Source organism: Staphylococcus sp. HMSC056G08, assembly GCF_001812305.1.
GTDB classification, from domain to species: Bacteria; Bacillota; Bacilli; order Staphylococcales; family Staphylococcaceae; genus Staphylococcus; species Staphylococcus simulans.
On the sequence record NZ_KV808534.1, the window covers coordinates 11838 to 20409 of the forward strand.

2 protein-coding genes are annotated in these 8572 nt (G+C 36.3%); both read left to right on the top strand.

The features are described from left to right. The coding region (locus HMPREF2846_RS12760) for a Rib/alpha-like domain-containing protein (RefSeq protein ID WP_256274908.1) at positions 1-1833 on the top strand (1833 nt) is incomplete at its 5' end. 162 nt (positions 1834-1995) lie between these two features. Continuing rightward, positions 1996-8572, top strand: a 6577-nt coding sequence (locus tag HMPREF2846_RS12765) for a GA-like domain-containing protein (RefSeq protein WP_176745494.1), incomplete at its 3' end; no start/stop codon positions are given.

Sequence of the window (8572 nt, forward strand, 5' to 3'; positions counted from 1 at the left end):
GTGCCAGTAACGGTGACATATCCAGACGGTACAAGAGATCATGTAACAGTCAAAGTTACAGTGACTCCACAACCGCAAAATGATAAATATGAACCGACTGCGGGAGAAATCACTAAACCATATGGCAGAGCGACTACTGAAGATGAAGTCAAAGGCAAAGTAAGCGTTCCAGATTTCCCTAAAGAAGGAGATCTACCAGTTATTACTGTAGATACAACGAAAGTACCTGACGGTAAAACAAGAGGCGAGTTCGAAGTTCCAGTCACAGTGACTTATCCAGATAAAACAACGGATACAGTGAATGTAAAAGTTACGGTCGGTCCAAAAGACTCCGATACTTATGAACCAACGACTCAACCAATCACAAAACCATTTGGTCAAGGTACAACTGAACAAGAAGTCAAAGACAAAGTCACAGTACCAAACTTCCCAGCTGACAAAGGAACACCGATAGTAACAGTTGACGATTCAACAAAAGTACCTAATGGTCAAACACCGGGCACATTCGATGTCCCAGTGACAGTCACTTATCCAGACGGCACAAAAGATTACGTAACGGTTAAAGTTACAGTGAATCCGCAACCACAAAACGATAAATATGAACCGACTGCGGGAGAAATCACAAAACCATATGGCACACCAACTACTCCAGAAGAAGTTAAAGAAAAAGTAAGTGTTCCAGACTTCCCTAAAGATGGTGGCAAAGTTGTTGTTACAATTGATGACCCAACAACAGTACCTAGTGGAAACGCATCAGGAGTCTTTGAAGTACCAGTAACGGTGACATATCCAGACGGCTCAAAAGATCATGTAACAGTTAAAATTGTTGTAGCACCACAACCAGCACCACAACCAGAAGAAACAAATCCAACAGCAAAAGGCACAACTCCAGAATCAACACCAACGATTGACCCAACATCAGAATCAAATCCAACGATTCATACACGCGCCAAGCGTTCATTAGACACAGAACCACAAGTTGAAGCACCCGTTAATAATGAAACGTACAATGGAAAAATCATTGATTATACTGGTAGCGATTTGGTGAAGAAAGTAGCGAATCCAGGACAAATAGTTGCACCAGATTATATTGATTTTTCACCTAAATTTAAAGATCATGACAGTAAATCTTATTCTTTCCTGACAAACCAAGAAATAGTGACAAGTACAAAAACTACAACTACAAATGGTGGCAGCATTCACGCCTACTTTGGTGATTACATTACGCTCGATGATAATCAACCAGAAGCCTATGTATATATCAATAATGTAGGTACAGCGAACGGTCATAAAGTAGATGCCTTGGTACATGTCAAAATGGATCCACCATCTAAAAAATTTCCAACTAATAAAAGATATTTCTTTACTTCAGGTCGAGATATGTTATCTATGACTTCTCAAGATGGTGGCGGTGCAACAGCTAACATTAAATTCATGTCTAATATCGATAAGACAAAGTTAGACGATTTTTATAATAAAATTCCTAAAGGCACACCTATTACTTCTGTAATAGAAGGGCTAAAGAATCTCAATGATAAACTTCATCCTGTAAGTGGGTTATTAAATATTTATGATCTTGATGATTATGATCGAAATAAAGAAGTAGATGTTAGAAAATCCGTCACTTTTAACCGAAATGAAATTAATGAACTGTATATTAGTAATAAAACTCATTCAGAGGCTACAGCTAATTTAGAGTTAAAAGATAATAAAATCATTATTTCGACAGGTGAACAACCAAGAGGGGCTGTTGAAGATTATCCAAATAGAGTAACTGCCACTTTCAAAGAAAAGAGTGAATTGACTTATAGTATGACTGGAAGAAATGCATAAGGTACAGCGTTTCATGTAAAAGGTATCTTACTAGTACCAGTACAACCTTACACAGTTCAAGTCGTTAATCCAACTGGAAATGATGATGCGAAAGTAACAATCACCCAGTATATTCCAACAAGAGAAGTACATCAAACAGCGACTTTACCAAGCAAAATTGAAATGACAGCAGAGTTTCCACAAGACATCGTTGCAAATGTTCAACCTAATACAAATTACTTTGCTGCCACTCAAAATAATACAAACAAAGTGATACTAACTAACAGCAACAATGCTTTATCACAAGCAGCTTTCTATGATAAAACTTATACGCCTTCAATCACTTTGAAACATAACTTAACAACTGAAGATATCAGCACAAGTTCAGAAAAATGGACACGATTAAAAGAATATTACGATGGAAATGCATTAAACGTTCCAGTGAAGTGGTCATTTGATAATGGAACAAAGCACATTGAAAACCTAACAACAGATTATCAAACCGTTGCATTAAAACTCTCTGATGAACTTAAAAAAGAAATTGATAAGCAAATTATGGCAGAAGCAACCGCTTCGATTGAAGAAGCCAAAAAAGCGCATGCCCAAGCAAAAGCAACAGCTCAAACAATCGCTGCCGACCAACTTGTAAGCAAAAATGAAATGGACGGTTTGCAAAATGAAATTCAAACAGCAACATCTAGAAAAAATGAAGCGCAAATAAAAGTGAATCAATTGCCGGAACGTTTAAAAGCAACATTACAACAAGAACTAGATCAATTAACTGAGATTGATTTACCAAAAGTAAATGATGAAAATAACAATTCAATTTCTGATGATCAAGACAAGTTGATAGCAGAGGCTGAGCAAATGTTAAAAGAAGCACAAGAGGCTGAAAGCAAAGCGAAAGCAACATTAGAAACATCAAATGAAAACAATGCGATTTCTCCAACTGAACATGATAATTTATCAGCACTTCAAAAAGAATTTGAAACTAAGAAAAAAGCAGCAGAAGCAAAGATAAAAGAAGTTAATGAGAAACATCAATCTCCATTAATTGAAAAATTGAATAAGCTTGTGGGTATTACAGTTCCTGTAGCAAACGACAAGAACAACAATGGTAAACCAGACGAACAAGATGAAAAGGAACAACTCATAGCAGCTTTAGATAATGTTGAAGACTTAGTGAAGAAAGCAGAAGTTGCAGACCAAACAGCACAATCACAATTACAACAAGCAAATGAAGACAGTCTAATTAAGCCGCAAGAGCATACAGAATTAACCGCTGCAAAAGAACTTGCAACATCAACAAAATCAACAGCAGAAGCAGCAGTTAAAACATTACCTCTGGAGCAACAACAATCATTCTTAGACAGATTGAATCTTTTAAAAGGGATTGTTGTAGCAGAAGTTAATGATAAAAATGAGAATGATATTCCAGACACCCAAGATGAGTTAATCAAGTTGGCAGAAGCAGCGATTAAATCAGCAGAAGATGCTGAGAAAAAAGCAGTTTCCGAATTAGCAACAGCACAAGAAAACCAGGCTATCAATCAGGAAGAAAATGCGAAATTAACAGAACTTCAAAAAGACTTTGTAACTCAAAAACAAGCAGCAACAGAAAAAGCTAATGCAGTTGATAAGAAATATAACGATAAACTATTACAACAAATCAATGCGTTAAAAGGAATTGAAGTTCCGGTTGTTAACGATACTGATAATAATGGAAAACCGGATACTGCTGATCGTGCCGAAACAGACCAAAACTTAGCAGAAGCGAAAGCGGCAATTGAGAAAGCAAAACTTGCTGATAAAGCAGCGCAAGCTAAATTAGCTGAAGTAAAACAAGATGATGTAATCTCACTTAAAGAATTAGAAGGATTATATGTTGTAGAAAATCAAGCTGACGAAGCAAATTCAACTGCAAGAGGTTTAGTAGAAGCACTTCCAGAAAACATGCAAGCTCCTTTATTAGACGAACTTGATGCATTGAACGGTATTGAAATTCCATCTATTAATGATACTGACAACAACAACATTCCAGACGAACAAGACGCATTAATCGTAGAAGCACAAGATTTATTAGCCGCAGTTAAAGCAGCAGATCAAAAAGCAAACGAAGAATTAACTAAAGCTGAAGCTGATAAAGCCATCAATCAACAAGAGCACGACAACTTAGAAAACTTACAACAAGATTTTACAACGAAGAAACAAGCAGCTAGCGATAAAATCAACCAGATTGAAGAGAAATATCGTGGTGATTTGCCGACACAACTTGAAGTATTAAAAGGAATTACAGTTCCTGCTGTTAATGACACAAATAGTAATGGTAAACCAGATGATCAAGATGCAAAAGAACAACAAGATGCAGCATTGAAAAACGCAGAAGATTTAGTTAAGAAAGCAGAAGCTGCAGACCAAGCAGCACAAACACAATTACAACAAGCCAATGCAGATAACTTAATTAAAGCTCAAGAACATCAAGATTTAACTGTCTCAAAAGAAAATGCAGATACAACAAAAACAACAGCAGATAAAGCAGTTAAAGCCTTACCATCAGAAGTACAAACATCATTATTAGAAAGATTGGCTAAGTTAAAAGGTATTACGGTACCAGGCATTAATGACAACAATAATAACAACATCCCTGATGAACAAGATGTGTTGATTGAAGCGGCTAAACTTTCTATTAAAGCAGTTGAAGCAGCGGATAAATTAGCTAACGAAGAATTGGTTAAAGCTAATGATGACAAAGTTATTAATCAACAAGAACATGACAACTTAGATGAGCTACAACAAGATTTCACAACGAAGAAACAAGCAGCTAACGATAAAATCAATGCGATTGATGTACAGTATCGTGGAGAATTACCAACACAACTAGCAGCGTTAAACGGTATTGTTGTACCAGAAGTAAATGATAAAGATAATAATGGTAAAACAGACGATGTTGATCAAGCTGAACTAGAAGCATTGCTTAAAGAAGCACAAGTATCTTTAGACAAAGCAAAAGCAGCAGATTTAGCAGCGAAACATAACTTAACAGACGCAACACAAGATAAGCTGATTAATCCGAAAGAACATCAAGATTTAACAGAAGCTCAGAAAACAGCTGTTTCAACAAAAGCAGAAGCAACAGAAAAAGTGAATGCATTACCTGAAGTATTACGTACACCTTTAGAGCAAGAACTAGCAAAATTAGATGGTATTCGTGTTCCAGACATCAATGACGATAACAACAATATGATTCCAGATACTCAAGATGCTTTAGTTAAAGCAGCAGAGGCAGCAATTGAAAAAGCAACAGCAGTTGATGCATTGGCAAAATCTGAATTAACAAAAGCAAACGAGAATCAAGCTATTTCATCAGAAGAACATCAGACACTACAAAACTTACAACATGATTTTGAACAAAAGAAAACAGCGGCACAACAAGCATTAGACGCAGTTGATCCAGCATATCAAGGTGTATTGCCTGGGAAATTAAAAGCATTAACAGGTATTGATGTACCAGAAGTGAATGATGCTAATAGTAATGATGTAGCTGATGATAAAGAGGCTGAACTCAGAAAACTTGTACAAAAAGTTATAGAAACAGATAAAGCAGCAAAAGCAGCGATTTTAGCGATACAAGATGATGGATTAGTTAATCCAGACGAGATCGAATCATTAAGACCTTTCAAACTTGCTGCATATGAATCTAAAATGAATGCCTTTACCGATGTTCATAATCTCTCAGATGGAACACCTTTAAAAGCAGAGTTACTGAGCGTTTTAAGACAATACCCTGATTTAATCGTTCCACCAGTAAATGACAACAATGCAAATGATATTCCAGATTCAGAAGATTTATTAATACGCTTTGCCGGAGATGCATTGAAAGAGGCACAAGCAGCAGATAAAGCAGCAAAAGAAATGTTAGCTGAAGCACTAAAACCAAATGCATTAATTGATGAAACAGAACATCAAGCATTATTAGCAGCACAAGCTAACTTTGAACAAAAGAAAGCATTAGCAAATGAAAAAATTAATGCGATTCAAGAAGCATACCGCAAAGACCTGCCAAAACAACTTGCGGCATTAACAGGTATTACTGTACCAGAAGTGAATGACGAGGATAAAAACGGGATTCGTGATGACGTAGATCAAGCCATTCATAAAGCGAAAGAAGCGGTAGAAGCAGCAAAAGCAGCTTATAACAATGCATTGACGCAAATGGATGATATTCAAAAAGATAATATCATTACACCAGAAGAAAGCGCAGATTTAGCCAAAGCAATTTCATTAGCAGAGGACAAAAAAGCAGCAGCACAAACGTTAGTAGACGCATTATTATCAGAACATGCAAAACAAACATTACAAACCGAACTCGATGAATTAACACCAATCGGGCCACCACAAGTCAACGATGAAAATCATAATGGTGTGCCAGATAAAGAAGATAGCTTATTTGATGAGGCAACCAAAGCTTATGAAGCAGCTAAAAATGCAGAAGCAGTAGCACAAACAGCAGTAGAAGAAGTTCAAGCAGATGGTGTGGTAAACCCTGATGAACAAGCACAATTAAAAGCGTTACAAGAAGAATTTAAACAAAAGAAAGCATTAGCTGAAGAAAAGCTTGAAGCAGTTGAGAGTAAATACAGACAAGATTTGCCTGAAAAAGTACAAGCGTTAACAGGAATTTCAATTCCATCTGTGAATGATAAAAATCAAAATTGTATTCGTGATGATATTGATACATTAATAGACAAGGCACAACAATTAATCAATGCGACTAAAGATATGGCGCAAGCAGCACAAGCTAAAGCAGATGAGGCATCAGTAGACGGTTTAATCAATCCTAGTGAATTAGAAGTTCTAAGCGGTGCTAAAAATTTAGTAGAAGCTAATAAAGCTGCGGCGCAAGCAGTAATTGATGCTTTACCAGCAGCATATCAAAAAGACTTGCAGTTACAATTAGATGCGATTAATGAAATTACTTTACCAACTGTCAATGATCAAGATAATAACCACATTGATGATCATACAGATGCATTGAAAGCAGCTGTTCAAGACTTAGTTGATGAAGCAAAACGTGCACATGAAACAGCAAAACAACAACTAGAATCAATTCAACAAGATCAATTAGTCACACCAAAAGAACAGTCAGAATTAATTAACCAAGTCAACTATGCGAAGACAGCGAAACACTATGCTCAAAAAGCAGTGGATATGATTGATGAAAACTTAAGACCGGAATTCCAACCACAATTAGATGCGTTAAAAGCAATCGATATCCCAGAAGTGAATGATAAAAATGCAAATGGTATCGATGATAACCAAGATCAATTGATGAGTGATGCATTACAAGCAATTAAGGCAGCAGAAGCAGCAGAAAAAGTTGCGAAAGCAGGATTAGAAACAGCTCAGGACAATGGTGTTATCAACGACGATGAACATGATATGTTATCAAATCTTCAAAAAGCATTCTTAGCACAGAAAAATATTGCTAAAGATAAAATTGCTTTAGTTGATGATGCATTAAAAGGTGAACTTCTAAAAATGCTTGATGCTTTAACAGGTATTGCAGTACCAGAAGTTAATGACCACGACCATAATGATGTAGATGATACGTTAGATCAAACACTTCAAGATTTAATAAATGCAGTAAAAGCTGCACATGAAACAGCACAAGGTGATTTAACAAAAGTGACTGCAGATCACTTAATTACACCACAAGAACAAGACACATTGATTGAATCACAAAATCATGCATCAAAACTAAAAGAACAAGCAACTGAGACGATTCAACAAAGTAAGATTCCAGCAGCAGTTAAAGATGAATTACTGAATGCTTTAGCGCAAATGCAAGCTATCTCAATTCCAGACATCAATGACCAAAATGCTAATGGCATTGCAGATGATATTGATACATTGCTAGAACAAGCAGAAGCACGTGTGGCACAAGCTGAAAAAATGAATCAAGAGGTACAATCTGAACTTGATACAGCAAATGAAAATGGCTTGATTACACCACAAGAACATCAAAACTTATCACAACATCAAGCATTGTTTGAAGGTGCTAAAGATTCAGCACAACAAATTGTGAAGCAATTACCAGCAGCTTATCAATCACCATTTGAAGTACGTTTAAAACAACTTCAAGGCATCACAGTTCCAAACATCAATGATCAAAATGCCAATAATATTTCAGATGCAGATGATGCTGCATTAGCTGAAGCAACAGAGTTTGTCAGAGTGGCACAAGCAATGGATGCTAAACTACAGGAAAAACTAGCAACGAATACAGCAGATGGTTTAGTTACACCAAGCGAATATAAACAATTAGCTCAATTACAAGCAATTTACGAAGATGTGAAAGCACAAGCAAAAGAAAAGGTAAATCAATTACCATTAACATCGCAAGGTAATCTTCCAAAAGATTTAGTGTTGCTCAAAGGTATTACATTACCGCAGATTAATGATCAAAATGAAAATGGTATTGATGATAATGTAGATGTATTAATCCATGAAGCGAGAGATGCGGTAAAAGCAGCACAGTCAGCTGATGAGCATGCTCAAACATTATTTGATTCTACAGTCTCTGACAATTTAGTTACACCACAAGAACAAACATTATTGAAATCTGCCCAAGAAGAAGCACAAACATTAAAAGCAACAGCAGAGAGAAAAGTAAATGCACTACCAAGTGAACTAAAAAGCAATTTACCAGCGTTATTAGCACAACTGCAAGGTATCGACATCCCAGAAATCAATGACGCTA